The organism is Rhizobium viscosum (assembly GCF_014873945.1).
In the GTDB taxonomy this organism is placed as follows: Bacteria; Pseudomonadota; Alphaproteobacteria; order Rhizobiales; family Rhizobiaceae; genus Rhizobium; species Rhizobium viscosum.
In genome coordinates, this window is sequence record NZ_JADBEC010000001.1 from 1,942,843 (window position 1) to 1,966,910 (window position 24,068).

Genomic DNA, 24,068 nt, shown 5'->3' on the forward strand with positions numbered 1-24,068 from the left:
CACTCTGTGGAGGACAGACAATGGCAAATGTCGCAAGCGTCGACGGTGCAAAAGCCGGTCCGATGACGGGCGAGGAGAAGAAGGTCATCTTCGCCTCGTCGCTCGGCACGGTTTTCGAATGGTATGATTTCTATCTTTATGGTTCGCTCGCCACCTATATCGGCGCGACCTATTTTACCCAGTATCCGGAAGCAACGCGCAACATCTTCACGCTGCTCGCTTTCGCTGCGGGTTTCTTGGTGCGTCCGTTCGGCGCATTGGTCTTCGGTCGCCTCGGCGATCTCGTCGGCCGCAAATACACCTTCCTGGTGACCATTCTCATCATGGGTTTCTCGACCTTCCTGGTCGGCATCCTGCCGGGTGCTGCCTCCATCGGCATTGCCGCTCCGATCATCCTGATCGGCCTACGCCTGCTGCAGGGCCTGGCGCTCGGCGGCGAATATGGCGGTGCGGCCACTTACGTTGCCGAACATGCGCCAAACGGCCGTCGCGGCTATTTCACATCCTGGATTCAGACGACGGCGACACTCGGTCTCTTCCTGTCGCTGATCGTCATCGTCACGGTCCAGTCGATCATGGGTTCGACCGCCTTCGCCGCCTGGGGCTGGCGTATTCCGTTCCTCGTCTCGGTCGTCCTGCTCGGTATCTCCGTCTGGATCCGGTTGAAAATGAACGAGTCGCCTGCTTTCCAGCGCATGAAGGCGGAAGGCAAGGGATCGAAGGCACCGCTGACGGAAGCATTCGGCCAGTGGAAGAATGCCAAGATCGCGCTGATCGCGCTTTTCGGTGCTACCATGGGCCAGGCGGTCATCTGGTACGGCGGTCAGTTCTACGCCCTGTTCTTCCTGCAGAACGTGCTGAAGGTCGATCTGCTGTCGGCCAACATCATGGTCGCGATCGCCCTTTTCCTTGGCACGCCGTTCTTCGTCATCTTCGGCGGATTGTCGGACAGGATCGGCCGCAAGCCGATCATCATGGCGGGGCTGCTGATTGCCGCGGTCACCTATTTCCCGCTCTTCAAGGCGATGACCTATACGGCAAACCCGGCCCTCTACGAGGCGCAGGCGACGATCCGGGCAACGGTGACGGTGGATCCGGCGGATTGCAAATTCCAGTTCAATCCGACCGGTACCTCCAAGTTCACCAGTTCCTGCGATATCGCGACGGCGTTCCTGACCAAGAACTCGGTGCCTTATGATGTGGTGTCGGGTCCTGCCGGCCAGCCTGCAACCGTAAAGGTCGGTGACGATACCATCACCAGCTACGATGCCGTCGCAGCCGGTGCCGATGCCGCCAAGACCAATGCAGCCTTCGAAAAGGGCGTCAATCTCGCCCTTCATGATGCCGGCTATCCGCTGAAGCGCGGTGCTGCCAAGGTTGCCGATGCCAAGCTCGATGCCTTCATCGCCGCCAATCCGGAACTCACCCTCAATGCCGATGCGATACGCGCCGGCCAGAAGGAAACGCTGCCAGCCGACAAACTCGTTGCCGGCAAGCTGCTGACGGCGGATGAAGCGAAAAGCGTCACCGATATGGCCGTCTACACGATCCCTGGTGGCGGTTCGTTCGCGATGGTGGCCGATCCTGCTCGCGTCAACTGGGCCGGCACGATCGCCATCCTGTTCGTGCTCGTGTTCTACGTGACGATGGTCTACGGCCCGATCGCGGCGCTGCTGGTCGAGCTCTTTCCGACCCGCATCCGCTATACCGGCATGTCGCTGCCCTATCATATCGGCAACGGCTGGTTCGGCGGCCTGCTGCCGGCTACGGCTTTTGCGATGAGTGCTGCCGCCGGCAACATCTATTACGGCCTCTGGTATCCGATCGTCTTCGCATCGATCACGCTGGTCATCGGCGTGCTGTTCCTGCCGGAAACCAAGAACCGGGATATTCATGCGATGGACTAAGGCGCGTCGAATATCCTGAAATCAAAGACCCGGCGTTCGTAAGGCGCCGGGTTTTTCATGCCGCATAGGATGCATAGGATGCATAGGCAGTTTTCAACGCTCTCTAGGAAATGTCAGATTCAATACCTGTCATGTCACCATCTGACATTTCTCACACGAAGTATGGAAAAATCTTATGCATCCTATGCATCCTATGCAGAGAGGTGGCTGAGAGCCCCTCGGGGCGGGATTTTGTCGGCCGCGGACCAGGGCTTGCCGGCCGGGAGCGCGGAAAGGATCGCCGACGTCCGTTCCTTCTCCGGGTCGTTGTCGCTGATCTTGGCCGAATTGCCGAGCGGATCGGGCAGGCCGAACCAGACGAGCACGGAGCGGACAAGGTTCGACTAGTGCTCTAAGGAACGAACGCCGGCGAGACCTTGTCTGCCTCGTTGGCGACGAAGGCCCGCAGGAGCGTCATTTTACAATGCGTCTGGGAAGTATCGCTTGGACGTAGGCCAACCGTCCGGGCAAAGCTTGAAGAGCAAGCCATAGCGGGCATAGACGATGGCCGTCAGCAGCGAGAACCAGGCGCCGAAGGCAAGGCCGGCAATGACATCGCTCGGATAATGTGCCCCGACCATTACACGCGTCATGCCGAGCCAGATGGCACCGGCGATGAAGGGAACCCGGTAGCGCGGGAAGAGCAGGGCGGTGGCGGCAAAGAAGGCGCCCACGGTGGTCGAATGGCCGGACGGGAAGCTTTCCAGCGCCGCATGGCCGGAAAAGGGCGTGAAGGAAAGCACGCCGAGATCCTGGAAATGTTCAGGACGTGCGCGGCCGATGGTGCGCTTCAAAAAGTTTGCGAGCAGGCCGGAAAAGACGACGGTCATGAAGAGATATGCGCCGATCCAACTCACATACAGCGCCTGGGCCTTTGCTCTCGCGCTCTTCAAGAGCTTGTAACCAGCACGGCCGTGAAAGAAGAGCAGGACACTGGTCAGGATCAGCCAGGCGGAATCGCCGAAGTCGGTCAGTATTTCCCCGAAACGTTGGATGGCTTCCGGCATATGACCGGCACCGATCGGTGCGTCGAAGATCAGCATGGAAAGGACAACAGCGTTCAGCGTGATAAAAAAGCAGGCGCGCCACCTCAGAGATGGCATGACGTGTCCGCTTCTGCGCCAACGCCTGTCCAAGGAGACTAAAAGTGTCCGCATTTATACTACCCGTATAATCCTAATGGGTAGGAATAGGCAGCGAAAATGCACAGGATTACGACAGCGACCGGGTTTGCTCAGATAATTGTTTTCAATCTTCGTAACTGTCACTCGAAGGCAAGGCGGAGAAGATCAGCGAGGTGCATGAACACGATCGCAACGACAAATGCAGCCCACACGCCGAGCGGAAACCGACCACAAATCGCTCAAAGATGCGAGGGACGCCGGCTTCGATAAAAAACCCTCCGCACGGGGTGCGAAGGGCTGAAAAGCGTTTCACGTGAAATATCAGGCGGAAAGCACCTTGAATTCCGAAAGTATGGCGTCGCCCATTTCGACGGTGCCAACCTGGCGGCTGCCCGGTGCCATGATGTCGCCGGTGCGGATGCCCTTGTCGAGCACATTGGCGATCGCCTTTTCCAGATTGTCCGCTTCCTTGACCATGTTGAAGGAGTAGCGAAGGCACATGGCGAAGGAGGCAATCATAGCGATCGGGTTGGCGATGCCCTTGCCGGCGATATCGGGTGCCGAACCATGTACCGGCTCGTAGAGAGCCTTGCGCTTGCCGGTCTTTCCGTCAGGCGCACCGAGCGAGGCAGACGGCAGCATCCCGAGCGAACCCGTCAGCATGGCGGCAACGTCGGACAGCATATCGCCAAAAAGGTTGTCGGTGACGATAACGTCGAACTGCTTCGGCTGGCGCACGAGCTGCATGCCGCCGGCATCGGCCAGCATATGTTCCAGCTGCACGTCGGAATATTTCGCCTTGTGCGTCTCGGTCACGACCTGGTTCCAGAGCACGCCTGATTTCATGACATTGCGCTTTTCCATGGAGCAGACGCGGTTGTTGCGGGTGCGGGCCATTTCAAAGGCGACGCCGGCAATGCGTTCGATCTCGTAGGTGTCGTAGACCTGCGTATCGATGCCGCGCTTCTGGCCGTTGCCGAGATCGATGATTTCCTTCGGCTCGCCGAAGTAAACACCGCCCGTCAACTCACGGATGATGAGGATGTCGAGACCTTCGACCAGTTCCGGCTTCAGCGAGGAAGCGGAGGCGAGTGCGGGATAGCAGATCGCCGGACGCAGGTTGGCGAAAAGTTCCAGATCCTTGCGCAGGCGCAGCAGGCCGGCTTCCGGGCGTACTTCATAGGGAACACTATCCCACTTCGGGCCGCCGACGGCGCCAAAGAGCACGGCGTCGGCTGCAAGCGCCTTCTTCATGTCGTCTTCGGAGATTGCTGCGCCATGTGCATCATAGGCGCAGCCGCCGACGAGGCCTTCATCGGTGACGAAACCGGCATTCATCGCCTCATTCATGTAAGCGATGATCTTGCGGACTTCGCCCATGGCCTCGGGGCCGATGCCGTCACCTGGCAGCAGGAAAAGATTGCGCACTGTCATGAAACCCTCCGCGGAAAAACAAGCTGCGGCTTCTTAGACCCCGGAATTGGGCATTTCAAGCGAGAGAAGAGGTGAATCGGTACGCTTGCTTCCGCGTCATGTGATGTCTGACAAGGTTGCTCCCGTGCCTGCAAACGAGCTAGAACGACAGGCCTTCCTTTCTTTCCCTGGATATTCTCCCATGTCTTTCGCGCCCCTTCATCTCGACACTCCTCTGATCCAGACAGCGCCCGATTTCAGCGTCAGCGGCAAGCCGCTCTGGTTGAAGCTCGATGCGCTGCAGCCTTCGGGCAGCTTCAAGCTGCGCGGGGTCGGCCGGCTTTGCCAGCACGAGGTTCAAAACGGTGCGCGAGAGATTTTCTGCGCCTCCGGCGGCAATGCCGGCATTGCCGCAGCCTATGCCGGGCGGGCACTTGGCGTGCCTGTTACGATCGTCGTGCCCGAGACGACGGCACCTGACGTGCGCCGGACGATTGCCGCAACGGGCGCCAATGTTCTGGTTCATGGTTCTGTCTTCGATGAGGCCAATGCGCATGCGATCGAACTCGCCGAAAGCCGCAAGGCGACCTATGTGCATCCTTTCGACCATCCCCTCCTGTGGGATGGCCACGCGACGCTGATCGATGAGGTGGTGGCAAAGGGCGCAAAATTCGATTGTGTCGTTACCAGCGTCGGCGGCGGCGGGTTGCTTGCCGGTATCGTCGAGGGGCTGAAGCGGAACGGGTTTTCGGACGTGCCTGTCATTGCCGTCGAGACGGAAGGAGCTGCATCATTTCATGCAAGTCTCAAGGCCAATGAGCGCATCTCGCTGCCGGCCATCACCTCGATTGCCACGTCGCTTGGGGCGCGGCAGGTGGCGCAGCATGTCTTCGATCTGCCGAAGCATCACCCGATCGAAAGTGTTCTCGTCAGCGATGCCGATGCCGTGGCCGCCTGCCTGAAATTTGCCGATGCGCAGCGCATCCTGGTCGAACCGGCCTGCGGTGCCGCACTTGCCGTTGCCGATGTGCATGCCGATCTCCTGTCGCGCTTCGACAATCCGCTCATCGAAGTCTGCGGCGGCATCGGTGTGTCGCTTGAAAAGCTTAATGTCTGGAAAGAGAAGTTTCTCTGAGCAGCAGGCAAAGAAAAAGCCGGGCGAACGCCCGGCTTGATCGGTAGGCAATTCGACAGGGCTCAGGCAGCCCAGGGGTGCGAAGCGGCATTCTTCTTTTCGAACTCGTCGATCGCCTTGCCCTTTTCCATGGTCAGGCCGATATCGTCGAGGCCGTTCAGCAGGCAGTGGCGCTTGAATTCGTCGAGATCGAACTTGATCGAGCCGCCGTCCGGACCGGTGATTTCGAGGTTTTCGAGGTCGACGGTCAGAATGGCGTTGGAACCACGCTCGGCATCGTCCATCAGCTTGTCGAGATCTTCCTGGCTGACCTTGATCGGCAGGATGCCGTTCTTGAAACAGTTGTTGTAGAAGATGTCGGCGAAGCTGGTGGAGATCACGCAGCGGATGCCGAAATCGAGCAGCGCCCACGGCGCGTGTTCACGCGAGGAGCCGCAGCCGAAATTGTCACCGGCAACCAGGATCTTTGCCTCGCGGTAGGCCGGCTTGTTCAGCACGAAATCAGGGTTTTCGGAGCCGTCTTCGTTGTAGCGGGCTTCGGCGAAAAGGCCCTTGCCAAGGCCGGTGCGCTTGATGGTCTTCAGATAGTCCTTCGGAATGATCATGTCGGTGTCGATGTTGACGACCGGCAGGGGCGCTGCAACGCCCGTGAGCTTCACGAATTTATCCATGACCCATGCTCCATTTCAGCAAAACGTACTTTCTGAATTTGCATCTATTCCAGTTTTCCGCCGAAATGAAGAAGAATCTTTCGCCGATGGAAGCCACGCGACGTTTCGCGCGGCCAGCCGATTGCGTGTGTCCTCTTACTTGGCCTCTTACTTGGCCGGTGCGTTCAGGCCCCAGAGCACGCCGAACGGATCGCGAAGCTGGCCGTAGCGATCACCCCAGAACATCAGTTCGACCGGCATGACCACTTCGGCGCCGGCAGCCACCGCGCGGTCCCACCAGAAATCGATATCGTCGATCACCAGTTGGATGGCGAAGCCCTCATGGCCTTTGAAGGGATGGCCGTATTCCGGATAGGCATCGGACAGCATGAGGGAACTGCCGTTGATATAAAGGTGCACATGCATCGTGCGGCCACTCTCGTCAGGCGGCACGATATAGGCCTGTTCGGCGCCGAAAGCCTTCTTGTAGAATTCTGCAGCCTTTGCCGCGCCATCGACCGTCAGATAGGGAAGCAGGCCGTTCTTGACCGGCGGCATCTTGGTCTGGTTGCTCTCTGTCGCATCCATGCTCGTCCTCCATTCGTTTTTAAAGTGCCAGCTGAGTGCCTGGCTGCTTCAAGGACGTAGCATGGGAACGTGAGCCGACAATGTCGGTCAGAAATTTCAGCGAAAAGTTATCAGAGATCGATGATCGTGCCGCGGCCGTCGTTCCAGATGCGCATCTCGCGCTTGCCATCGGCGCGGGCGCGGACGGGAGCGGGCTTCATCTTCATCGAAAGGGCGCGGCCGACCATGAGCACGGTCAGGATGCCGCCAACGGCGAGCGTGACCGAGAAGGTGAGAAGCAGCATGGCCACGAAAACGGTGGCGCCGGCAAGCATGAAGAAGATGGAGCGAATGTTCTGCATTGGTTAGAGACCTTTCTACGGAAAGGAATGTGGTCCTTCTTTTTCCTCTCTGCAAGATAAGCATGGCTTTTTGTTGTCTTGCCGGACCTTACGAAGCTTGGCACTAATGGTCCATGAGCCGAACACCACCTCTTCGTTCCCTGCGTCTGCGCCGCTCGGTGCTGAGCGTGCCTGCCATCAATGTGCGTGCGCTTGAAAAGACTCATTCCCTTGATTGCGATGCGGTTATTCTCGATCTGGAGGATTCCGTCGCACCCGAAAAGAAGGTGGAAGCGCGCGACAATCTGAAGGCCTTTTTTGCCGGGCCGCCGGTTGAGGACAAGGAAAGGATCATTCGTATCAATTCTTTGTCATCCGGATTCGGACTGGCGGATCTGGAGCTGATAAAGGCATTATCGCCCGATGCTGTTCTCCTGCCGAAGGTGGACGAACCGCAGGACGTCATGGCCATCAGCGATCTGCTTGCCGAGGCCTATGCGCCGGAGGAGTTGCGCATCTGGGCGATGATCGAGACGCCGCGTGGTGTGTTGAATGCCGCAGCAATCGCCGAATCCGGCCGCACGCCGGGATCGCGGCTCGATTGCCTGGTCGTCGGCCTCAACGACCTGCGCAAGGAAACGGGCGTCTTGCCGCAGCCGGGGCGGACCTATCTCGTGCCCTGGCTGATGCAGGTCATTCTGGCAGTGAAGGCTTACGGGCTTGATGCGCTCGACAGCGTGTTCAACGATTTCCGGGATGGCGAAGGCTTCGATGCCGAATGCGGGCAGGGCCGTGCCATGGGCTTTGCCGGCAAGATGCTGATCCACCCGGCGCAGATTGCAGCCGCCAACACGCATTTCGGACCAAGTGAGGAGGAGATCGCGGAGGCGGAGGCCATCATTGCCGCCTTCGCCGATCCGGCGACCGAGGGGCTTAACGTCATCAATGCGAACGGGCGGATGATCGAGCGGCTGCATCTTGTCCAGGCCGAAGCTCTGGTCCATAAAGCGCACCTGATTTCTGCAAGAAAGCCCGCCTGATGAAACTCTACCGCTTCCTGACCGGTCCCGACGACGCTTCCTTCTGCCACAAGGTCACAGCAGTGCTGAACAAGGGCTGGTCGCTGTCCGGCTCGCCCACCTACGCCTTCAACGCTGCGACCGGCCAGATGCAATGCGGCCAGGCCGTCGTCAAGGACGTCGAGGGCAAGGATTATCACCCGGACATGAAGCTGTCCGAGCAATAAGGTCAGCGTTCGGCCGCTTCTTCGGCGCTCGCCTCGATGCGCTCCATGTCATCGTCGCTGAGGCCGAAGTGGTGGCCGATCTCATGGATCAGCACATGGGTGATGATGTCGCCCAGCGTTTCGTCGTTTTCGGCCCAGTAATCGAGGATCGGACGGCGATAGAGGCGGATGCGGTTCGGCATCTCGCCTGTTTCCACGGTAAAGCGCTCCGAGATGCCGCGGCCCTCGAAAAGGCCGAGCAGGTCAAAGGGTGTTTCAAGCGCCATATCTTCGAAAACTTCGTCGTCGGGGAAGTCTTCGATTTCGATGGTCAGATTGGTCGTCAGCTTGCGAAATTCGTCCGGCAGATGACTGTAGGCCTCCATTGCCAGCGACTCGAAGGTGCTGATCGTCGGCGCATGGCGGTCCTGCCAATCATCGCTCTGGTCTATGCGGGCCATAAGTATTCCTTCCTTTGTCGGCCCATATAGAGCCTTTATCGCCGATTTTCGAGTGTGGAATCAAAGGCAGGAATAAATTCTTATGAAATGATCATTGACTCTTCATTAGAGCTCTGGAATCTATAAGAACATAACAGGAACAAGACGGATGGAGAGAACGCCATGGCGCAGACCGCCCTGGCGCGCGAGCGGCTTTTTGCGCTCCGCGAAACCATTGCCCGACTGGAGGGAAAACCCGCGCCGGCGCTTGCCGCAGCGGAACGGGAAGCCCTGGCGGAAGGACGTGAGAGGCGGCAGGAGCGTATTCTGCCACGCCTGCCTTTCGGTGTGGAACCGTTCGATGACGCCTTGGAAGGCGGTCTTCAGCTCGATGCGATTACCGAATTCCGCGCGGCGAGGTCCGGTGATGCAGGGGCGGCAAGCGGTCTGGCGATGGCCATTGCGGCGCGACTGCAGAAGCAGGAGGAGGATACCGGCAGGCTGCTGCCGCTGCTCTGGATCGGTGATGCCGTCGGCTCACTGGAGGCGGGTCGCCCTTATGCTCCGGGGCTGAAGGATTTCGGGCTGAAGCCGGAAAGGTTTTTCCATGCCGCGCCGCGCAAACTGGAAGATGCGCTCTGGCTGGCGGAAGCGGCCATCGAAAGTGCTGCCTTCTCGGCCGTCGTTTTCGAAGTGCGCGGCAATCCCCTGCATTTCGGTCTGACCGAAAGCCGCCGGCTCAGTCTGAGGGCACGCGCGGTGCACCGTCCGCTCTTTCTCGTCCGCCAGGCGGGAGAGGAGGAAGCGAGCAGCGCTGCCTTCCGCCTGCATGTCGAGCCGGCGCCGTCGGATCTGCGGCCGCTGCCGGATGGATCAAGGCTTTCCGGCAGCATCGGCAATCCAATTTTCCGTCTCACGCTGGAGAAGAGCCGCAATCCGGCCCCGCTCTCCTTTCTTCTGGAGTGGAATCCCCATGAACGCGAATTTCTCCCCGTCAACGAACCAAGCTTCGCTCGTCCTCCAGGCGAACAGTCAGCGCATTCTGTCGCTCAGCTTTCCGCATCTGCCAACGGACCGCATCGCCCGCAGGCGATGGGGTCTGTCCTGGCGTTCGAAAGGGCGTCCTGAAGCGGCTCCCCTCGTCTGTTCCGGCAAGCTCAACAATGCCATGCGGCTGACGGCGCTGGATGAATTCGCCGAGAAGCTGGGATTGCGGAAGGAGCAGGGCGTTGCCGAGGCGCGCGCCATGTATCCGGCGCTCCATGTCGTGGAGGAGGATCCTGCGGCCGACCGCCGGCTTCTGGAGGCGATTGCAGATTGGTGCGACCGTTATACGCCGATGGTGGCGCTCGACGGCAAGGACGGGTTGTTCCTCGATATTACCGGCTGCGCGCATCTCTTCGGCGGGGAGAGGGCGCTTCTTCAGGATATCCTGTCACGGCTCTTTCATATGGGGCTCGATGCGCGGGGCGCGATCTCCTCGTCGCCTGGTCTTTCCTGGGCCGTCTCCCGTTTCGGGCAGGGCGGTGTCGTGGACGACGAGGAGAGTGAGCGTATGCTGATGCCGCTGCCTGTCGCGGCCTTGCGGCTGGAAGGCCAGACTGTCGATGCCTTGAGGAAGCTCGGTCTCAAATATGTCGGTGACGTTATCCATGCGCCGAGGGCGCCGTTGACCCGCCGCTTCGGGCCGGCACTGCTGCTGCGCCTCGATCAGGCGCTTGGCCGTGAAGAGGAGCCGATCTCACCTCGACGGCCTGTCGCCAGCCTCTCGTCCGAACACCGCCTGGTAGAGCCGATCGGAACGGAAGAACAGATCCTTGCCGTCACAGGACAGGCTGCCGTATCGCTGAAACCGTCCCTGGAGGCGCGCGGCGCTGGCGGGCGGGTTTTCGAACTGGTGCTATTCCGTGTCGATGGCAGAGTGTTCCGCATTTCTGTCGGTGCCTCCCGGCCGCTTCGCGAACCGAAGCTCATAGCGAGATTATTTTCCGAGCGGCTACAGGTGATCTATGACGATATCGACGCCGGCTATGGTTTTGAGATCCTGCGCTTGAATGTATTGCGGCATGATCCGTTCAACGATGCGCAGGGTGATTTCGAAGGGGATCGACAGGGGGAAATCTCGCTTTCGAGTTTTGTCGACCGTGTCGCGGCCCGGCTTGGCGCGGATTGCCTGCAGAGCTTCCAGCTTCGTGAGAGCCATGTGCCGGAGCGTGCCGTCATCACGGTACCGGCAATGGAGAACCTTCCGGCACGGCGCAAATCAGAGCAGAGGCACGCGCTGCCTTTTCGTGAGGAACGTCCGTTGCGGCTCTTTGCAACGCCGGAGCCTGTCGAGGTCGCATTTGCCGAAGTGCCTGACGGTGCGCCGCAGACTTTTCGCTGGCGGCGCCTGCAGCATCAGGTGGCAAGGAGCGAAGGTCCTGAACGGATTGCCATGGAATGGTGGATCGATGGCGATGATGCCGAAGCGCGAGACTATTTCCGGATCGAGGATGAGGCCGGACATCGCTTCTGGATCTATCGCCGGGGTCTTTACGGTGAGAACCCCGATCCTCGCTGGTTCATGCATGGGGTCTTTGCATGAAGCCCGAATCCGCATTTTTCGAGATAGGCGCAAAGACGAATTTCTCGTTCCTCGAAGGTGCTTCGAAGCCTGAAGAAATGGTCGTACAGGCCGCCTGCCTGAAGCTCGGCGGCCTCGGCATTGCGGATCGGAATTCGGTTGCCGGCGTGGTGCGGGCGCATGCGCAAGCACAGCAGCTTGAGGAGAGATACAGGAACAGGGATGAGATTTTAGCCGAGGCGAAGAAGAAGGGAAAAACGGAGATCATTCTCGATCCCGTCCGGGTTCAGCCGGGTGCCCGTCTCGTCTTTTCCGATGGAACACCTGATGTCCTTGCATATCCACGCAACCGGAAAGGTTGGGGGAATCTCTGCCGCCTGCTCAGCACGGGCAATCTGAAGGAAGAAGCGGTCAAGGGAACCTGCATCCTGACGGAAGCGGAGCTTATGGAATGGGGTGATGAGATGATGCTCGCCCTCGTTCCTGATCGGGCTGTTGTGAATGGTCCGGGTTGCCAGCCTGCCCTTGAAGAATATCTAGAACGGTTCCGCAAACGGTTCCGCAAGGCATTTTTCATGGCGCTGTCACCAGCCTATGACGGCTGCGACCGGCAGGCTTTTGCAGTGCTTGCCATGCTTGCCGCCCGCAACAGGGTACCTCTGATTGCGACCAATCAGCCGCTCTATCATGACACCGAGCGCCGGCCGCTTTCAGATATCGTGATCGCCATCCGGGAACATGTGCAGATATCGGAAGCCGGATTCCTTCTGGCGGCCAATGGAGAGCGGTATCTCAAGGATTCACGTGAAATATCCAGGGTCTTCCGGGATTATCCGGATGCGGTCGAGAATACGCAGGTGTTTTTCGACAAGCTGAGTTTTTCGCTCAATGAATTGAAGCACAATTACCCTCCTGAAAACGATCCCGGTGAAACGCCGCAGGAAACGCTCGAAAGGCTAACGAGAGCCGGTGCGATAAAGCGCTACTCTCCTAAGAACGTTCCGGAAAAGGTTGCTGAGCAGATCGACTATGAGTTGGATCTCATCAAGCGTAAGAACTACGCCTCGTATTTCCTAACGGTCCACAAGATCATCCAGCATGCCCGCTATAAGCTCGGGGTACTTTGCCAGGGACGCGGGTCAGCGGCCAATTCGGTTATCTGCTACTGCCTCGAGATCACGGAAGTCGATCCCACAAAGACCACGCTTCTCTTCGACCGGTTCATTTCGATGGATCGGGACGAACCGCCGGATATCGATGTCGATTTTGAGCATGAACGACGCGAAGAGGTCATCCAGTCTATTTACGAAAGATATGGTGTTGAGCATGCCGGCCTGACAGCGGCGGTGACCAGCTATCGGACGCGATCAGCCGGCCGCGAAGTTTCTAAGGCCTTCGGTCTTTCGGAAGATGTTCAATCGGCAATCAGCAGCCTTGTCTGGGGATGGTCGGAAGACAATCTCGCGGAGCGGGATGCTAAAGCGGCTGGTCTGGACATCAAGAATCCGGTGACACGTAATGTGCTGAAATATGCATCCGAGCTTCTCAGTTTCCCCCGCCATCTTACTCAACATGTCGGCGGTTTCGTCATCACGCGGGATAGGCTCGATGAGGTGGTGCCGATCATGAAGACGGCGATGCCGGACCGCTACATGATCGAGTGGGACAAGGATGATCTCGATAACGTCAATATCCTCAAAGTGGACGTACTGGCGCTTGGTATGCTCACCTGCCTACGCAGGGCATTTACGCTTCTTGAACTTCATTACGACGTGAAGAAAACGCTCGCGGATCTCGGCAACAAAGAGCACGGAGCGGAGGGCGAACCTGTCTACGACATGATGGGTCGCGCCGATACGCTTGGCGTCTTCCAGATCGAAAGCCGGGCGCAGATGAGTATGTTGCCACGCCTGAAGCCGAGGGTGTTTTATGACCTCGTCATTGAAGTGGCGATTGTTCGGCCAGGACCGATTCAAGGCAACATGGTGCATCCCTATCTGAAGCGTCGGGAGCAAAAAGCAAAGAACATTCCGATTGAATATCCGAGCCCAGCGCTAAAAGATGTCCTTGAAAGAACTCTCGGGGTTCCGCTGTTTCAGGAACAGGCCATGCAGATCGCCATCACTGCTGCAGGCTTCAGGCCGGCCGAAGCCGACCGACTCCGAAGATCAATGGCGACATTCAAGAGAACGGGCACAATCGACAATTTCGAAAAGCGATTCGTCGATGGAATGGTCGAAAAAGAGTATGACCGCGAGTTTGCCCAGCAATGTTTCAACCAGATCAAGGGTTTCGGCGAATACGGCTTCCCGGAAAGCCATGCTGCTTCCTTTGCCCTGCTCGTTTATGCGTCATCATGGATGAAGGCCTACTATCCCGATGTCTTCTGCGCAGCAATGCTGAATTCACAGCCGATGGGGTTCTATGCGCCAGCGCAGCTAGTGCGGGATGCGCGCGAGCATGGGGTGAAAATCCTACCAGCGGATATCAATCAGTCGGATTGGGAATGCACTCTTGAGGCAGCGGCTTTCGATCGGTCAGCGGTCGATTTCCGCCATAGCGATATGCGGGATATCATCAAGACTCGCTATGCTGTGCGGCTTGGCCTTCTGCAGATCAAGGGCGTTTCTTCTGACGATATGAAGCAGCTCGTTGAAAAACGCGGCGAGGGTTACAATTCCGTGCGGGATCTCTGGCTGCGGTCCGGCCTGCAGAAATCCGTTGTCGAACGACTGGCGGATGCAGATGCCTTCCAATCGATCGGGCTGTCGCGACGTCAGGCGCTCTGGGCGGTGCGGGCGCTGGATGTGAAAAGCGCGACTGAAGAACTGCCGCTTTTCGAGCAGGTCCGCCACATTGATCTTCAGCCCGAGCCTCAGGCAAGGCTGCCGGATATGCTGCCGGGGGAACAGGTCATCGAAGACTACCGATACCTGTCGCTGTCCCTGAAGGCGCATCCGGTTTCCTTCCTGCGCGAGGAGCTAGGCAAGGCAGGTGTGACGCGCAATGTCGATCTGCTTCGCGTTGCGAATGGGAGGCAAGTGATAATCGCGGGGCTGGTGCTGGTACGCCAGCAGCCGGGTTCCGCGAAAGGTGTGATCTTCATGACGCTGGAGGACGAGACCGGCGTTGCCAATGCCATCGTCTGGAAGAAAACCTTCGAAAGATACCGCGCAGTGGTCATGGGCGCTCGACTTGTGAAAATCTACGGCAAATTACAAAGCCAGAGCGGCGTCATCCATACTGTCGTCGAACACATTGAGGATATGACGCCGCTGCTCGGTATCCTTCAGCGAGAGACAAAACGCTTCGGCGTCAGCGAGCGCTCGGACGAGGTGTTGCGCGCGACACAGGATCATCGGCAGCGGAAAGAGGCGGATATTCTGGCGCGGGACAACCTGCTCAGGAAAATCGGCGAGAGAAGGCCGTCAGAGAGGGCGCGGGATGGCGATATCGCAGAGACCGCAAGCGTGATGCCGCGCGGGCGCAATTTCCACTGATGGCCTTCGCGGCTGGAAATTGATGCTTCTTAAGGACTTAAGGACAAGCTCGCCGGTGTGTGATGTCCTGCGGCGGAATCGTGATCGGATGAGGGTCGCGAATTTTCTTGACAGTTCCTATCTTCTTTTGCAGAAAACACGATAGTAAGTGTCATGTTTGGAATGAAGACGTGCTCGTCTGCAGTTGCAATTACATAACCGACAAGGAAATCCGGGACGTCATCAACGATCTTCTCGATGAAGATTGTTGGCAGCTTATCGTGCCGGCGAAGGTCTATCACGCCATGGCCAAACGTGGCCGTTGCTGCGGTTGCTTCCCGAACGTTGTCGATATCATCATCCAGACAACCGAAGATTATCATGCCCGTCGCCACTCGACGGAAGCCGAAATATTTGATTTCATGTCCCGCTTGAAACAATTCCACGAGGAAAACAGGAGAGCGGACATTGAAAGGCGACAAAAAAGTCATCGAGCGGCTTAACGAGGCCCTCTTTTTAGAGCTCGGTGCAGTCAACCAGTATTGGGTTCACTATCGCCTTCTTGAGGACTGGGGCTACACCAAGCTCGCCAAGAAGGAACGCGCCGAATCGATCGAGGAAATGCACCATGCCGACCGGCTGGTCGCGCGCATCATCTTCCTCGAAGGTCATCCCAATCTACAGACGCTCGCGCCGCTGCGTATCGGTCAGAACGTCAAGGAAGTTCTGGAGGCAGATCTTGCCGGCGAATATGACGCCCGCACCGCCTACAAGAAATCGCGCGATATCTGTCATGACGCCGGCGACTACGTTTCCATGAAGCTTTTCGAAGAGCTGCTGGCAGACGAGGAAGGGCATATCGATTTCCTCGAAACGCAGCTCGAACTGCTCGAGAAGATCGGCGAAGCCAAATACGGTCAGCTGAACGCAGATTCGGCCAACGAAGCCGAATAATTCGCCATTGGCGATCTTATCTTAGCCGGCCGCCTTAAAGGCGGCCGGTTTTGTTTTGGAACGTATTGATGAGCTTCGTTCGATGCTCAATCTTCCGGGATCAAGCCGGAAAGGTGGCTGAATTCCGCCACGACCCGTTCGTAGACGGCGCGCTTGAAGGGAACGATCAGGCCGGGCAGGTCTTCCATCGGCTTCCATTCCCAGGCATCGAATTCCGGCTCATGGCCGCCGGGGGGCGGGTTGATGGCGATCTCGCTTTCGTCGCCCTCGAAGCGGAAGGCAAACCAGCGCTGGGTCTGGCCACGATATTTGCCCCTTAAGCCGATGCCGATCAGCTGCGGCGGAAGGTCGTAATTGATCCAGTCTTTGGCCTCGGCGAGCAAGGTGACGGACCTGATGCCGGTTTCTTCGTAGAGTTCCCGATAGGCCGCCTCCAGCGGGTCTTCGCCTTTGTCGATGCCGCCCTGCGGCATCTGCCAGAGCTGGGGCGAACCGTCATATTCGGAATTGCCGTCAGGAATGCGCCGCCCAGCCCAGACGAGGCCCTCGCGGTTGAGGATCATCACACCAACGCAGGGGCGATAGGGCAGGTCCTCGGCTTTTACGGTCGCCTGGCTCATGGTTCTCTCCGCTCAGGGATTCTTGGGGTCGTTGACGAGTGCTGCGACGCCGACAATCTCGATGCCGCGCATGGTCGCTTCCTCGCTCCATTTGGAGATCGCGTCAATGCTCTCGTCGAAGGCCGAGGCAACACCAATCGCCTGGCCGTTGCGGCGAGCGATGCGCTCCAATTCATCGAGTTTTTGCAGGATGGTGTTCACATCGACCTGGCTGTCCAGTTGCAGGTCGGCGAAAGCGTAAGGAAGCTCCGTGCCCTTGGCGACCACGGCGGTCTTGGATTGCGCCGAAGTGCCGTCGTCGAGGAACAGCAGCCCGCGCTTGCCGATATCCCGCATGACCGGTTCCATGGCCTTGGGATCGGAGAGGAAACGTCCGCCCAGATAGTTCATGATGCCGGTGTAATTGGTGATTTCGCCCATGGCCCGATGCAGGCTTTCGAGGTTGCGCGCGACGGGCCTCGACGTCAGCAGCGTATCCGGTCCTGGATCATTCGCTGGGTAATCAAATGGCTCCAGCGGCACCTGCAGCAATATTTCGTGTCCATCGCGGCGGGCATCCTGCATCCAGCGCTGTAGGCTGTTGCCACTGGCAGCAAAGGCGAAAGTGATTTCTTCCGGTAGTTGCTTGATGGCGCGCTGCGTGCCGGTCTGGCTGAGGCCGAGGCCGCTGAGGACGATCGCGATGCGGGTGCCGCGATTGCCGGACCACGGCCGCGCATATTGGTCCATCGGCCGTCGTCCATTGGGACCTGTGATCGGCAGCCGGCCGAAGGGCGTTTCTTCGAGCAGATTGTCGTTGGGGATGGCGGCCATGCGGGGATCCTGGCCCATCTGCATGGCATCGACCAGAACCGGGCCGCTGCCGTCGCGCGGGCGAGGGCTGTACTTAGTAACGACAGAGCCGTCGCCGGTCACCATACGCTCCACATTGGCGCCCGAGCTCGGCTCCGAGCGTGGCATGCCGTTTGCTGCCTGATTGCCCGATGCTGGTGGCTGCTGGATTGTGTCGTTCGGTGGCGCGGCCGTTTTGTCTTGCGATACCGGCGGCTTCGACTGCTCGAGGCCATCGCTGCGAAATGCCGTGTAAAGGGAAAAGCCGCCAATCGCGACAAGACAGACGCTGGCGGCAATCTGTCCGATCCGCAATATACCGGGGCGCTTTCGCGCGGCCTTGCGGTTGCGGCCTAGAGGTGCATGCAGATCCGTTCCCAATTCGTTGCCACTCCAAAACCGGGAAACAGCAGAAAGTCTCAAGGCCGGGCGGGCTGCCCGGCCTTGAGATCCATGGATTACTTGGCGACGACGGCCTTTTCAGGATCAGGCGGGAAGGACGGGTCAGTCTTCTTGCCGCGCAGCAGATCGAGCGCGTAGTTGAGCTGGACGTCATCCTTCGGATCCGGCGGGACGTAGGCGACCGAGCCCGAACCTTCGTCGGTCTCGCTCTGGCCCTTGATGTGGCCGCGCAGGGCAGATTCGCCCTCGGTCACCATCTTACCCTGAAGGTCGGCCGGAAGGGGCTCTTCCACCTTGATGTCAGGCGTAATGCCGGTGCCCTGGATCGAGCGGCCCGACGGCGTGTAGTAGAGCGCCGTCGTCAGGCGCAGTGCGCCGTTTTCGCCGAGCGGAATGATCGTCTGGACAGAACCCTTGCCGAAGGAGCGGGTGCCGAGAACGGTGGCACGACGCAGATCCTGCAAGGCCCCGGCAACGATTTCCGATGCGGAAGCCGAACCGCCGTTGATGAGAACGATGAGCGGCTTGTGATCTGTCAGGTCGCCCGGACCGGCGTTGAAGCGACGGGTCTCGTCCGGATTGCGGCCACGGGTGGAAACCACTTCGCCGCGCTCCAGGAAGGCATCGGAGACGTTGATCGCCTGATCGAGCAGACCGCCGGGGTTGAGACGCAGGTCAAGGACGAAACCCTTGAGCTTGTCGGCGGGAACGGTGGCCTTGATCTTCTGGATCGCCTTTTCGAGGTCCGGATAGGTCTTCTCGGTGAAGGAGATGACGCGCAGATAGCCGACATCATCCTCGACGCGCGACTTGACGGCCTGGACGGCCACGACGTCACGCACGATCGTCAGTTCGATCGGCTTGTCGGCGCCCTTGCGGATGAGCGTCAGCTTGATCGGTGTGTTGACGGCGCCGCGCATCTTTTCGACGGCGTCTTCGAGCTTCAGGCCGCGAACCGACTGGCCATCGATTTCCGAAATATAGTCGCCGGCCAGAACGCCGGCCTTGGCAGCCGGAGTATCGTCGATCGGGGTGATGACCTTGACAAGCTCATCTTCCATGGTGACTTCAATGCCGAGGCCGCCGAACTCACCCTTGGTCTGGGTGCGCATGTCTTCGGCATCCTTCGCATTCATGTAGCTGGAATGCGGATCGAGCGAAGACAGCATGCCGTTGATGGCGTTTTCGATCAGCTTATCCTCAGCCGGCGGCGTTACATATTGCGCACGCACGCGTTCGAAGACATCACCGAATACCGAAAGCTCCTTATAGGTCGATGCGCCCGCCGCCTCTGCAGGCACGCCTGCGGAGTAAATGACGCTCATTGCAGTCGCGCCCATCAGTGCGCCGACCAGAACAAGAGAAGCCCTACGAATCATTGCGTGCCTTTCCAGTGTCTTTGGCGGTCCACCACGGCCGGGAATCGACCGGTTTACCGTCCTTTCGAAACTCAATGTAAAGCGTTGGCCGATCTGTTTCCAGCGCCAATGCGGTTGCGCTTGCCACTCTTTTCGCACCCATCACGGCCAGGGGCTCGCCGGAGAAAACGAATTTTCCCTGACGGGTGCTGATCGTATCCATGCCTGAGAGAACCAGGTGATATCCGTCACCAGCGTCGAGGATGATCATCTGGCCATAACTGCGGAAAACGCCGGCAAAAACCACCAACCCATCAGCAGGGGCGGTCACCACCGTTTCCGGATTGGTCGCAACCGTCATACCCATGGCCTCGTGTCCGGTGCCGTCGGCATCTCCGAACTGGCGTAGAATATCGCCCGCCACAGGCAACTCCAGCTTCGCCTTCAATTCTCCGAAGGGATATGCGGGCGCAATGCGGTTTTTATCGGGCACTCCGCTGTCGGCCAGGGCCTTCGCCTGGGCGCGCTGCTCGTCGGTCAGGAGCTTGCGGTTTTCCTCTGCCTGCCTCGCGGCAGCGGCGGCATCGCGCACGGAGGCGATCTCCGTTTCCATCGAAGCGACGAGGCTTTCGAGCGTCGTTGCCTTGCTTGCCAGTTCCTGAGACCGCTGCTTTTCGGCTTCCAGTTCGGCGGCATTGGAGCGGCTCAGCTTGTCGTTTTCGGCAAGCAGCAGATCCATGCGCCGCTCCTCCTCCAGGCTGTTTGCCATGGTGGTGGTCAGGCCTTCCTTCTCCTTGGCACTTGCTGTCTGCAACGCCGCGAGACCGGCGAGATCGGCAGCCAGCTTTTCGGTTTCCTTGCGGATACCGGGAACCACGGCGCCGAGCAGAATGGCGCTGCGCACCGAGGCAAGCGCATCATCGGGTGTGACGAGAAGGGCGGGCGGCGGATTGCGGCCCATGCGCTGCAAAGCGGCAAGAACCTCGGCCAGAAGGCCGCGGCGCTCATGCAGCGAACGGCGGATGCCATCTTCCTTGACGCCGAGCTCGGCGAGTTTCTTCTCGCTGTCGAGAATCTTGCCTTCCAGGGTTTTGCGACGGGCGGCGGAATCGATCAGCGCCTGGCGAATGCTTGCCGTGCTCTTTTCCAGATTGTCGATGCTGCTTTGAAGCTCGCTCGCCTTGTCCGAGGAGAGACTGATCGTTTTCGACAGCTTGTCGAGCTCGGCCCTCGTCTCGTCGCGCTTCTTCGCAAGTTCGGCGGCGGGATCAGGCGGCGGCTGTTCGGCAGACGTGACCGGGGCTGCCGGTTCGGCTGCCGCGGGGGGCGGCGGAGCGTCCTGCGCCTGCACGGCAAAGGGGTTTCCTGAAATGGCAATGACAGCCGCACCGAGCCCTGCGGCAACGGCCGGCAGGAACAGGCGGGATCGCTTGGGGGCAGCTCTCGTCATGCGTGTCGGGGTTTACTCGTTCAAATCGCCCGGAACCTAAGCTGATTTGGGGCTGTTGGCCAGAAAGTTTGAAGCAGAAGAGGCCCTGAGGCAAAACACGGCTGCGTGAGTGTTTTGGTCTGCGTCAGACGCGATGATAAGGGTGGCCGGACAGGATGGTCACGGCCCGATAGAGTTGTTCGGCGATCAGCGTGCGAACGATCTGGTGCGGCCATGTCATCTTGCCAAGACAGAGTGTCAGGTCGGCACGATCATAGAGCGAGGGATCCAGGCCATCGGCGCCGCCGATTGCGATCGTGAGGTCACGTTTGCCCTGGTCGCGATAGGTGCCGAGGAGATTGGCGAAAGCTTCGCTGTCCAGCGCCTTGCCGCGTTCGTCGAGGAGAATGAGGATGCTGCCGTCGGAGAGCGATTTCAGCAGCATGGCCGCTTCCTCGCGCTTGCGGGTTTCCGCATTGGAGGCGCGGCTTTCGGCCACTTCGGCGATACGAGAAAATTCCAGGCCGACCGCAGGACCGGCCTTGGCAAAACGGTCGAAATAACGGGCCGCAAGATCCTTTTCGGGGCCGGACTTCAGCCGTCCCACCGCAAAAAGACCAATCCGCATTCATCCGCTCCTGCTATGCCGCGCCTTGGAAGCGCAATGTGGACTTGCCGGCCAGCTATCGAAAGCCGGCCCGGTCAGTTACCACGTCTCAGGCACCGGGCGAACGCCAGGCTGCCTGTCAGTGCAGTGTTTCCTCATCCATATCCGGAGCCGCCCACATCTTTTCGATGTTGTAGAACTCGCGGATTTCGGGACGGAACACATGCACGATGATGTCACCGGTATCGATCAGGATCCAGTCACCGCCTTCCTGACCTTCGACGCGGGCAGTACCGAAGCCCTCATCCTTGAGATCAGTCAGAAGATGATCGGCGATCGCCATGACATGCCTGTTCGAGCGGCCGGAGACGACAACCATGTAATCTCCCAGCGCCGACTTTCCGGCAATGTTGATGGTGACGATATCTTCAGCTTTGGAATCCTCGAGGCTCACGAGGACGGCTTCCAGAGCACGGGCAGCGGCATCGGCGCCACGTTCCGCACCCTTCGGGATAACGGCAAGCGTTTTTCCCTTGGCGTGTACTGTTGTCAGTGCTTTCCCTTTCCTGGAATGACAAACCATGCACAACACAGATCCGGCGTCACCGGATCATGGTTAAGATAGGCATCAAACCATTAACGTTTCAAGACGCGGCGCAGCGCGCAAACGGCCTAAAGCCGCATTTGGCGTCACGAAATCGAGATTTCGACCCCAGGTCGAGATGGAGTTGCGATGTACAGCGTCTGCGGTCGGGCGTAAAGTGCCGGTGATTTCCGCAAATACCGACCGAAATGACCGAAACCGCCAAAAATCCACTCGCACCCGTCCTGCGAATCACCTTTCCCGATGACGATCGCCTCGGCCACGGCAAGATGGAGCTGCTCGAGCATATCCGCGAGACAGGCTCGATCTCGGCGGCCGGCCGCGCAATGGACATGTCCTATCGTCGTGCATGGATGCTGGTTGCCGAGATGAACCGCATGTTCAAGGCACAGGTGGTGGAATCGCAGCGCGGCGGCCAGAAGGGTGGTGGTGCGGCACTGACGCCATTCGGGGACCAATTGCTGGCGCGCTTTCGTGACATGGAAAAGACGGTGCGCACCAGCCTTGCCGATGATCTCGCCTGGCTGGAAAACAACCGCAATCCGCAGCCGGACGGCCGGCGCTGATCAGGCTTCCAGCGCCACCGTCTTGATGACGGCGAAAGCCGACATGCCTGGATTTAGCCCCAGACGCTCGCAGGACAGCGCGGTGATGCGCGAGAGCACGGCGTCGCCGGTGCAATCGAGGCGGATCTCGACGGTTCCATCCTCCGTCGGCGAAACCTGCGTGACGGTTCCTTCCAGAATGTTGAGGGCGCTCAGCCCTTCCGGCTTCCGTGTTGCCAGCATCACATCTCGGGCGGGGATGCGGATGCGCACGGACTTGCCTATGGCCGGCGCAGCACCGGGAACATAAAGCCTGCCCGCCTTCAGCAGCACCGTCGAAATCCGATTGGCCGAATCGATGCTTTCGACTGTGCCTTCCAGCACTGCACCGGCTTCCCTTCGGTCTTCCGGGAGCAACGACGAACGACTGAGGATTTCTGTTGCGGGGCCTGCGGCTTCCACCTTGCCGTCGCGCATGATGACGACCTGATTTGCCAGGCGTGCGACTTCGGAGATCGAATGGCTGACATAGACGATCGGAATATCCATCTCGTCGCGCAGACGCTCGAGATAGGGCAGAATCTCGGCCTTGCGGGCTTCGTCCAAGGCGGCCAGGGGCTCGTCCATCAGGAGCAGGCGCGGCGAAGAAAGCAGTGCGCGACCGATCGCGACACGCTGCTTCTCGCCCCCCGACAGCTTTGAAGGGCTACGGTCAAGCAACTGGCCGATGCCGAGCAGGTCGACGACGCGATCGAAATTTTCAATGCGTGCGGATTTGGGGGTGAACCAGCGGCCATAGGAGAGATTTGTCCGGACGCTCAAGTGCGGAAAAAGCCGCGCTTCCTGGAAGACGTAGCCGAAACGGCGGCGGTGCCGGGGAACGAAGATGCCCTTTGCCGTATCCGTCAGCGCCTCGCCGTCGAGCAGGACCCGGCCTTCGGCCGGTCGGGTGAGGCCAGCAATGATACGGATCACGGAGGTCTTGCCGGAACCGGAACGACCGAAGAGCGCCGTCACGCCGCGTTCGGAGGTGAAGGCGGCATCGAGCCCGAAGGCGCCGAGGTGATGTCTTGCTTCGACGATGAGCGTCATTCGGGATCGATCCTCCGGCCGGCGAGATAGGCGAGGAATTCCGAAGCGAGCAGGGCCAGCATGGAAATGGCGATGGATATGAGGGTGAGCCGCATGGCGACGGCGTCACCACCCGGCACCTGGGTAAAGGTATAGATGGCGGTCGACAGGGTCTGCGTCTCGCCGGGGATGTTGGAGACGAAGGTGATGGTGGCGCCGAACTCGCCCATCGCTTTGGCAAAGCAGAGAATCATGCCGACGATGACACCGGGAATAATCAGCGGCAGCGTGACGGTCAGGAAGACCCAGGCCGGGCTCGCGCCGAGCGTTCCGGCAGCTTCCTCCAGCTTGCGGTCGACGGCCTCGATGGAGAGACGGATACTGCGCACCATCAGCGGGAAGCCCATGACGCCGCAAGCGAGCGCTGCACCGGTCCAACGGAAGGACAGCACGATGCCCAGATATTGATCCAGCAGACTGCCGATCGGACCACGGCGACCAAAAAGGACGAGGAGGATAAAACCGGTAACGACAGGCGGCAGGATCAGTGGCAAGTGGACGATGCCGTTCAGGATGGATTTTCCCCAGAAGCGGCCGCGGGCAAGCAGCAACGCGACCATGATGCCGGGCGGCAGGCTTGCCACCATGGCGACGAAGGAAATGCGCAGGGTCAGCAGGATCGCCGTCCATTCCTCATCGCTCAAGCCGAACATATCCAAGCGTCATCTTCTCCGAAACATAGAAGGCCCGCCGAAGCGAGC

General features: G+C 59.4%; 24 protein-coding genes. 10 read left to right on the top strand and 14 right to left on the bottom strand.

Going from position 1 to position 24,068, the window contains the following annotated elements; all coding sequences use genetic code 11:
* Positions 1-20 precede the first annotated feature (20 nt).
* On the top strand, positions 21-1,907 hold the full coding sequence (locus H4W29_RS09685; RefSeq protein ID WP_192728732.1) for an MFS transporter: 1,887 nt from the start codon (positions 21-23) through the stop codon (positions 1,905-1,907).
* 458 nt (positions 1,908-2,365) lie between these two features.
* Here H4W29_RS09685 and lpxE read toward each other — a convergent pair whose 3' ends face one another.
* Positions 2,366-3,103, bottom strand: coding sequence for a lipid A 1-phosphatase LpxE (lpxE, locus tag H4W29_RS09690; protein ID WP_192728733.1), 738 nt, complete (start codon positions 3,101-3,103; stop codon positions 2,366-2,368).
* A 288-nt stretch (positions 3,104-3,391) separates the two neighbouring features.
* Complete coding sequence (gene leuB / locus H4W29_RS09695) at positions 3,392-4,504, bottom strand: 3-isopropylmalate dehydrogenase (protein ID WP_192728734.1); 1,113 nt, start codon at positions 4,502-4,504, stop codon at positions 3,392-3,394.
* Positions 4,505-4,685: 181 nt separating this feature from the next.
* Here leuB and H4W29_RS09700 point away from each other — a divergent pair, with 181 nt between their 5' ends.
* The gene (locus H4W29_RS09700; protein WP_192728735.1) at positions 4,686-5,618 is read left to right on the top strand and encodes a pyridoxal-phosphate dependent enzyme; all 933 of its coding nucleotides are present in this window, start codon (positions 4,686-4,688) and stop codon (positions 5,616-5,618) included.
* 62 nt (positions 5,619-5,680) lie between these two features.
* On the opposite strand, the gene leuD is transcribed toward H4W29_RS09700, so the two are convergent.
* The 3 genes from leuD to H4W29_RS09715 all read right to left on the bottom strand — a co-directional run bounded on the left by leuD (position 5,681) and on the right by H4W29_RS09715 (position 7,197).
* Positions 5,681-6,289 (bottom strand): 3-isopropylmalate dehydratase small subunit, encoded by a 609-nt coding sequence (gene leuD, locus H4W29_RS09705; protein WP_192728736.1) that lies wholly within the window; start codon positions 6,287-6,289, stop codon positions 5,681-5,683.
* Between the two features lie 147 nt (positions 6,290-6,436).
* On the bottom strand, positions 6,437-6,856 hold the full coding sequence (locus tag H4W29_RS09710) for a VOC family protein (RefSeq protein ID WP_192728737.1): 420 nt from the start codon (positions 6,854-6,856) through the stop codon (positions 6,437-6,439).
* 110 nt (positions 6,857-6,966) lie between these two features.
* The gene (locus H4W29_RS09715) at positions 6,967-7,197 is read right to left on the bottom strand and encodes a hypothetical protein (RefSeq protein WP_007824784.1); all 231 of its coding nucleotides are present in this window, start codon (positions 7,195-7,197) and stop codon (positions 6,967-6,969) included.
* 113 nt (positions 7,198-7,310) lie between these two features.
* Between H4W29_RS09715 and H4W29_RS09720 the strand changes: the two genes are divergently transcribed.
* The gene (locus H4W29_RS09720; protein WP_192728738.1) at positions 7,311-8,216 is read left to right on the top strand and encodes an HpcH/HpaI aldolase/citrate lyase family protein; all 906 of its coding nucleotides are present in this window, start codon (positions 7,311-7,313) and stop codon (positions 8,214-8,216) included.
* Entirely contained in the window at positions 8,216-8,422 is a 207-nt protein-coding gene (locus H4W29_RS09725) for a DUF1737 domain-containing protein (RefSeq protein WP_192728739.1), read from the top strand. The genes H4W29_RS09720 and H4W29_RS09725 overlap by 1 nt, the downstream gene beginning before the upstream one ends.
* Before the next feature lie 2 nt (positions 8,423-8,424).
* On the opposite strand, the gene H4W29_RS09730 is transcribed toward H4W29_RS09725, so the two are convergent.
* A complete protein-coding gene (locus H4W29_RS09730; protein WP_183734551.1) occupies positions 8,425-8,862 on the bottom strand; it encodes a metallopeptidase family protein in 438 nt (145 codons plus the stop codon).
* Between the two features lie 162 nt (positions 8,863-9,024).
* On the opposite strand from H4W29_RS09730, the gene H4W29_RS34310 reads away from it, so the two are divergent.
* From H4W29_RS34310 to bfr, 5 genes are all read left to right on the top strand, one after another.
* Positions 9,025-9,969 (top strand): ImuA family protein, encoded by a 945-nt coding sequence (locus H4W29_RS34310; RefSeq protein WP_246517150.1) that lies wholly within the window; start codon positions 9,025-9,027, stop codon positions 9,967-9,969.
* Positions 9,941-11,428 (top strand): Y-family DNA polymerase, encoded by a 1,488-nt coding sequence (locus tag H4W29_RS09735; protein WP_281401398.1) that lies wholly within the window; start codon positions 9,941-9,943, stop codon positions 11,426-11,428. Before H4W29_RS34310 ends, H4W29_RS09735 begins: the two co-directional genes overlap by 29 nt.
* Complete coding sequence (locus H4W29_RS09740) at positions 11,425-14,907, top strand: error-prone DNA polymerase (RefSeq protein ID WP_192728741.1); 3,483 nt, start codon at positions 11,425-11,427, stop codon at positions 14,905-14,907. Before H4W29_RS09735 ends, H4W29_RS09740 begins: the two co-directional genes overlap by 4 nt.
* Before the next feature lie 107 nt (positions 14,908-15,014).
* Positions 15,015-15,389, top strand: a complete 375-nt coding sequence (locus H4W29_RS34315) for a (2Fe-2S)-binding protein (RefSeq protein ID WP_246517151.1) — start codon at positions 15,015-15,017, stop codon at positions 15,387-15,389.
* Entirely contained in the window at positions 15,355-15,840 is a 486-nt protein-coding gene (bfr, locus tag H4W29_RS09750; protein WP_007824799.1) for a bacterioferritin, read from the top strand. The genes H4W29_RS34315 and bfr overlap by 35 nt, the downstream gene beginning before the upstream one ends.
* A gap of 86 nt (positions 15,841-15,926) precedes the next feature.
* Here bfr and H4W29_RS09755 read toward each other — a convergent pair whose 3' ends face one another.
* The 6 genes from H4W29_RS09755 to rsfS all read right to left on the bottom strand — a co-directional run bounded on the left by H4W29_RS09755 (position 15,927) and on the right by rsfS (position 21,670).
* Entirely contained in the window at positions 15,927-16,460 is a 534-nt protein-coding gene (locus H4W29_RS09755) for an RNA pyrophosphohydrolase (protein WP_192728743.1), read from the bottom strand.
* Between the two features lie 12 nt (positions 16,461-16,472).
* Positions 16,473-17,672, bottom strand: coding sequence for a divergent polysaccharide deacetylase family protein (locus H4W29_RS09760; protein WP_192728744.1), 1,200 nt, complete (start codon positions 17,670-17,672; stop codon positions 16,473-16,475).
* Between the two features lie 77 nt (positions 17,673-17,749).
* A complete protein-coding gene (locus H4W29_RS09765) occupies positions 17,750-19,072 on the bottom strand; it encodes a S41 family peptidase (protein WP_192728745.1) in 1,323 nt (440 codons plus the stop codon).
* A complete protein-coding gene (locus H4W29_RS09770) occupies positions 19,062-20,471 on the bottom strand; it encodes a murein hydrolase activator EnvC family protein (RefSeq protein ID WP_192730702.1) in 1,410 nt (469 codons plus the stop codon). Before H4W29_RS09770 ends, H4W29_RS09765 begins: the two co-directional genes overlap by 11 nt.
* Before the next feature lie 154 nt (positions 20,472-20,625).
* A complete protein-coding gene (gene rlmH, locus H4W29_RS09775; protein ID WP_192728746.1) occupies positions 20,626-21,108 on the bottom strand; it encodes a 23S rRNA (pseudouridine(1915)-N(3))-methyltransferase RlmH in 483 nt (160 codons plus the stop codon).
* A gap of 118 nt (positions 21,109-21,226) precedes the next feature.
* Positions 21,227-21,670, bottom strand: coding sequence for a ribosome silencing factor (gene rsfS, locus H4W29_RS09780; protein ID WP_192728747.1), 444 nt, complete (start codon positions 21,668-21,670; stop codon positions 21,227-21,229).
* Between the two features lie 209 nt (positions 21,671-21,879).
* On the opposite strand from rsfS, the gene H4W29_RS09785 reads away from it, so the two are divergent.
* The gene (locus H4W29_RS09785) at positions 21,880-22,257 is read left to right on the top strand and encodes a winged helix-turn-helix domain-containing protein (protein ID WP_192728748.1); all 378 of its coding nucleotides are present in this window, start codon (positions 21,880-21,882) and stop codon (positions 22,255-22,257) included.
* Here H4W29_RS09785 and modC read toward each other — a convergent pair whose 3' ends face one another.
* Together modC and modB are read right to left on the bottom strand one after the other, a co-directional pair.
* Positions 22,258-23,328: a molybdenum ABC transporter ATP-binding protein gene (modC, locus tag H4W29_RS09790; RefSeq protein ID WP_192728749.1), complete on the bottom strand. Its 1,071-nt coding sequence runs from the start codon at positions 23,326-23,328 to the stop codon at positions 22,258-22,260.
* Positions 23,325-24,026 carry a molybdate ABC transporter permease subunit gene (gene modB, locus H4W29_RS09795; RefSeq protein WP_192728750.1) on the bottom strand — a complete coding sequence of 234 codons (702 nt, stop codon included), beginning with the start codon at positions 24,024-24,026 and terminating at the stop codon, positions 23,325-23,327. The genes modC and modB overlap by 4 nt, the downstream gene beginning before the upstream one ends.
* Positions 24,027-24,068 lie beyond the last annotated feature (42 nt).

What these genes read in the sequence shown, in the direction of transcription:
- H4W29_RS09685 (WP_192728732.1), top strand. Translation starts at nt 21, where the DNA reads ATGGCAAATGTCGCAAGCGTCGACGGTGCAAAAGCCGGTCCGATGACG.
- lpxE (WP_192728733.1), bottom strand. Translation starts at nt 3,103, where the DNA reads ATGCGGACACTTTTAGTCTCCTTGGACAGGCGTTGGCGCAGAAGCGGA.
- leuB (WP_192728734.1), bottom strand. Translation starts at nt 4,504, where the DNA reads ATGACAGTGCGCAATCTTTTCCTGCTGCCAGGTGACGGCATCGGCCCC.
- H4W29_RS09700 (WP_192728735.1), top strand. Translation starts at nt 4,686, where the DNA reads ATGTCTTTCGCGCCCCTTCATCTCGACACTCCTCTGATCCAGACAGCG.
- leuD (WP_192728736.1), bottom strand. Translation starts at nt 6,289, where the DNA reads ATGGATAAATTCGTGAAGCTCACGGGCGTTGCAGCGCCCCTGCCGGTC.
- H4W29_RS09710 (WP_192728737.1), bottom strand. Translation starts at nt 6,856, where the DNA reads ATGGATGCGACAGAGAGCAACCAGACCAAGATGCCGCCGGTCAAGAAC.
- H4W29_RS09715 (WP_007824784.1), bottom strand. Translation starts at nt 7,197, where the DNA reads ATGCAGAACATTCGCTCCATCTTCTTCATGCTTGCCGGCGCCACCGTT.
- H4W29_RS09720 (WP_192728738.1), top strand. Translation starts at nt 7,311, where the DNA reads ATGAGCCGAACACCACCTCTTCGTTCCCTGCGTCTGCGCCGCTCGGTG.
- H4W29_RS09725 (WP_192728739.1), top strand. Translation starts at nt 8,216, where the DNA reads ATGAAACTCTACCGCTTCCTGACCGGTCCCGACGACGCTTCCTTCTGC.
- H4W29_RS09730 (WP_183734551.1), bottom strand. Translation starts at nt 8,862, where the DNA reads ATGGCCCGCATAGACCAGAGCGATGATTGGCAGGACCGCCATGCGCCG.
- H4W29_RS34310 (WP_246517150.1), top strand. Translation starts at nt 9,025, where the DNA reads ATGGCGCAGACCGCCCTGGCGCGCGAGCGGCTTTTTGCGCTCCGCGAA.
- H4W29_RS09740 (WP_192728741.1), top strand. Translation starts at nt 11,425, where the DNA reads ATGAAGCCCGAATCCGCATTTTTCGAGATAGGCGCAAAGACGAATTTC.
- H4W29_RS09755 (WP_192728743.1), bottom strand. Translation starts at nt 16,460, where the DNA reads ATGAGCCAGGCGACCGTAAAAGCCGAGGACCTGCCCTATCGCCCCTGC.
- H4W29_RS09765 (WP_192728745.1), bottom strand. Translation starts at nt 19,072, where the DNA reads ATGATTCGTAGGGCTTCTCTTGTTCTGGTCGGCGCACTGATGGGCGCG.
- rlmH (WP_192728746.1), bottom strand. Translation starts at nt 21,108, where the DNA reads ATGCGGATTGGTCTTTTTGCGGTGGGACGGCTGAAGTCCGGCCCCGAA.
- rsfS (WP_192728747.1), bottom strand. Translation starts at nt 21,670, where the DNA reads ATGGTTTGTCATTCCAGGAAAGGGAAAGCACTGACAACAGTACACGCC.
- H4W29_RS09785 (WP_192728748.1), top strand. Translation starts at nt 21,880, where the DNA reads ATGACCGAAACCGCCAAAAATCCACTCGCACCCGTCCTGCGAATCACC.
- modC (WP_192728749.1), bottom strand. Translation starts at nt 23,328, where the DNA reads ATGACGCTCATCGTCGAAGCAAGACATCACCTCGGCGCCTTCGGGCTC.